Source organism: Methylobacterium sp. WL116, assembly GCF_008039455.1.
In the GTDB taxonomy this organism is placed as follows: domain Bacteria; phylum Pseudomonadota; class Alphaproteobacteria; order Rhizobiales; family Beijerinckiaceae; genus Methylobacterium.
In genome coordinates this window covers 1-3112 of sequence record NZ_VRUV01000520.1, presented here as the reverse complement: position 1 = coordinate 3112, position 3112 = coordinate 1, and the positions used below count along the sequence as shown (strand labels likewise).

3 protein-coding genes and 1 pseudogene are annotated in these 3112 nt (G+C 71.0%); 1 reads left to right on the top strand and 3 read right to left on the bottom strand.

What is annotated here, in order from left to right; translation table 11 throughout:
• Positions 1-166 precede the first annotated feature (166 nt).
• Positions 167-793: a 2-hydroxychromene-2-carboxylate isomerase gene (locus FV223_RS23860; protein WP_147729303.1), complete on the bottom strand. Its 627-nt coding sequence runs from the start codon at positions 791-793 to the stop codon at positions 167-169.
• Between the two features lie 293 nt (positions 794-1086).
• On the opposite strand from FV223_RS23860, the gene FV223_RS23855 reads away from it, so the two are divergent.
• On the top strand, positions 1087-2325 hold the full coding sequence (locus tag FV223_RS23855; protein WP_147729302.1) for an argininosuccinate synthase: 1239 nt from the start codon (positions 1087-1089) through the stop codon (positions 2323-2325).
• A gap of 53 nt (positions 2326-2378) precedes the next feature.
• On the opposite strand, the gene FV223_RS23850 is transcribed toward FV223_RS23855, so the two are convergent.
• Positions 2379-2921 (bottom strand): hypothetical protein, encoded by a 543-nt coding sequence (locus FV223_RS23850; protein WP_147729301.1) that lies wholly within the window; start codon positions 2919-2921, stop codon positions 2379-2381.
• A 73-nt stretch (positions 2922-2994) separates the two neighbouring features.
• Positions 2995-3112, bottom strand: a pseudogene (locus FV223_RS32050) (monofunctional biosynthetic peptidoglycan transglycosylase); the annotation flags it as partial.

Below are 3112 nucleotides of genomic sequence, written 5' to 3'. Positions count from 1 at the left end.
GGCGACGCCGGCGGCGGCCGAGGTCGCGAGGAGGTGGCGGCGGGTGATGGGCATGGCGGCGTCCGGGCGGCGGTGTCGAGCCCGCGCATCAGCCCGGCGATTCAGGCGATGTCGGGGCCTTCGGCCGGATTGTTTCGCCGCGGGATCCGTTCGGCGCGAATTCTCGTCAGCGCATGTCGCCCGGCCGCTCGCCGGCGGCCCAGGCCAGCGCCTGCTCGAGCCGGTCGTTGCCCCAGAAGAGCTCGCCGTCGTCGGTCAGGAAGGTCGGGGCGCCGAAGATGCCGCGCGAGCGTGCCTCCTCGCCGACGACGCGGAGCTTGGTCTTGTTGGCCTCGCTCGCCGCCGCCTTGAGCTGCTGCGTCCCGTCGAGGCCGAGGCCGTTGAGGATCTCGACCACTGCCGCGGGCTCCGCGATCGAGCGGCCGTGCGCGAAGCAGGATTCGAACACCGCCTTCGAGAACGGCACCAGCCAGTCCTGGTCCTGCCCGAGGATCGCGGCGCGGGTCGCGCTGAGGCTGTTCTGCGGGAACGGATCGGGACGCCTCACCGGCGGCAGGCCGCAGCGCGCGGCTTCGCGCTCCAGGTCGCGCCACATGTTCCGGCCCTTGGCCGGGTAGAGGTTGAAGGGGGAGCTGGTCCAGCCCTGCGAGGCGAAGATCGGCCCGACCAGGAACGGGCGCCAGCGCACGGCGACGCCGGCCGCCGCGGCCAGTCCCTCGATCCGGGCGGCGGCGAGGTAGGAATAGGTCGAAGCGAACTCGTACCAGAACTCGAGGGTCGGCTGGCGCGCCATGGTGATCGCTTCTCCGGGTCTGGATGTCGGCACGCAAATCTCGCACCCGTCGGTGTCGGGAGCGAGGCGGCATCGGGCGCGTGGACGAGGGTCCGCGACGCCCCGCACGCCTGATCGAACGTCCGTCCCGGCATGCCGGTTGCAGGCTTCGGGACGGCGCGATAAGCCGCCGCAACCCCCGGCCCGCCGCCCTTGGCCCCTCGCCTTCGGTCCGTCGCCCGAGGCCCTCGCCCCAAGTCCATCGCCCCAAGTCCCTCGCCCCTGCCCATCGCCGCGAACACCCGAAGGTCCGCATGTCCGAGCCCGACAAGAAGCCCGTGAACAAGGTGGTGCTGGCCTATTCCGGCGGCCTCGACACCTCGATCATCCTGAAATGGCTGCAGACGACCTACGGCTGCGAGGTGATCACCTTCACCGCCGATCTCGGGCAGGGCGAGGAGCTGGAGCCGGCCCGCCGCAAGGCGGAGCTGCTCGGGATCAAGCCGGAGAACATCTTCATCGAGGACCTGCGCGAGGAATTCGTGCGGGACTACGTGTTCCCGATGTTCCGCGCCAACGCGGTCTACGAGGGCGTCTACCTGCTCGGCACCTCGATCGCCCGGCCGCTGATCGCCAAGAAGCAGATCGAGATCGCCGAGCGCCTCGGCGCCGACGCGGTCTGCCACGGCGCCACCGGCAAGGGCAACGACCAGGTTCGGTTCGAGCTCGGCTACTACGCCCTGAAGCCCGACGTGACGGTCATCGCCCCCTGGCGCGAATGGGACCTGAAGAGCCGCGAGCAGCTGATCGCCTTCGCGGAAGCGCATCAGATCCCGATCGCCAAGGACAAGCGCGGCGAGAGCCCGTTCTCGGTGGACGCCAACCTCCTGCACGCCTCCTCCGAGGGCAAGGTGCTGGAGGACCCGGCCGACGAGGTGCCGGACTACGTCTTCTCGCGCACGCTCTCGCCCGAGGAGGCGCCCGACACGCCGACGATCATCACCGTCGGCTTCGAGAAGGGCGACGCGGTCTCCATCGACGGCGAGGCGCTGTCCCCGGCCTCGCTCCTGGCCAGGCTCAACCAGCTCGGCCACGACAACGGCATCGGCCGGCTCGACCTCGTCGAGAACCGCTTCGTCGGCATGAAGAGCCGCGGCATGTACGAGACGCCCGGCGGCACCATCCTGCTGCCGGCCCACCGCGCGATCGAGTCGATCACGCTGGACCGGGGCGCGGCGCACCTGAAGGACCAGATCATGCCGCAATACGCGGAGCTGATCTACAACGGCTTCTGGTTCTCGCCCGAGCGCGAGATGCTGCAGGCGCTGATCGACAAGAGCCAGGAGAAGGTCACCGGCGAGGTCCGGCTGAAGCTCTACAAGGGCGGCGTCCACGTCATCGGCCGGACGAGCCCGCACTCGCTCTACGACCAGGACCTCGTCACCTTCGAGGAAGGCGCCGTCGCCTACGACCACCGCGACGCGGCGGGCTTCATCAAGCTCAACGCGCTGCGGCTGCGGACCCTGGCGCAGCGCAAGAAGCGGGACGCTTGAGGGCCTGCACCCTCCCCCGCGAAGGGGGAGGGAAGCCGCCGGGCGACCGCGGCCTAGGCGTAGTCGCCCGGCGCGATGTCGGCGTAGCGCAGGAAGATCTGCAGCGCCGGCTGGATCTCGTGGTGCAGGGCGGAATCCGGCACCGGCGTCGCGCCGTAGGGCGCCTCCGCGTCGACGCAGGGCACGTCCAGCGCATCGCTCCAGCGCACGGCGAGGTGCGGGATCAGCGCGAGGTGCTCGGCGGTGACGTCGAAGGTGATGTGCTCCGGCGTGGCGCCGTCCGCGTCGCGGAACACGTCGCCGGCCCGGCCCGGATCGAGCTTGGCCAGGGGGTTGTGGTACTGGTAGCGCCCGGGCTTGAGCACCGCGTGGCGGACGAAGGCGGCGAACGCCGCGCCGACCGCCCGGTGCTCCGCGTCCGCCCCCTCGTCGTCGCCGGTGACGTTGGCGATGTCGTCGTCCCGCGCGGTCGAGCCGTAGGGCGCGTCCGGGTGGATCATCGGCGCGCCCGCCCCGTCGGCGTTCCAGCCGACGACGAGGCGGCGGATCAGGGCGATCCGCTCCAGGGTGATCTCTGTGGTGCCGGTCTCGGCCATGGCGCTCGTTCTCGTTCGGATCACGCTCCCTAACCGCATCGGGCCGGCCTGCGAACCGGGGATCTGAAAAAACTCACCCCCTCAGGCAGCCCATCAGGCCCTCGACCTGCCCCATCCGGCCCTGGATGCGCTCGGCCTGCGCCCGCACCCCGCGCGAGGGCCGCCCGGCGCTGCGCCGGATCGGGTTCGGC

Coding starts and splice junctions, on each gene's coding strand:
- FV223_RS23860 (WP_147729303.1), bottom strand. CDS start 793: ATGGCGCGCCAGCCGACCCTCGAGTTCTGGTACGAGTTCGCTTCGACC.
- FV223_RS23855 (WP_147729302.1), top strand. CDS start 1,087: ATGTCCGAGCCCGACAAGAAGCCCGTGAACAAGGTGGTGCTGGCCTAT.
- FV223_RS23850 (WP_147729301.1), bottom strand. CDS start 2,921: ATGGCCGAGACCGGCACCACAGAGATCACCCTGGAGCGGATCGCCCTG.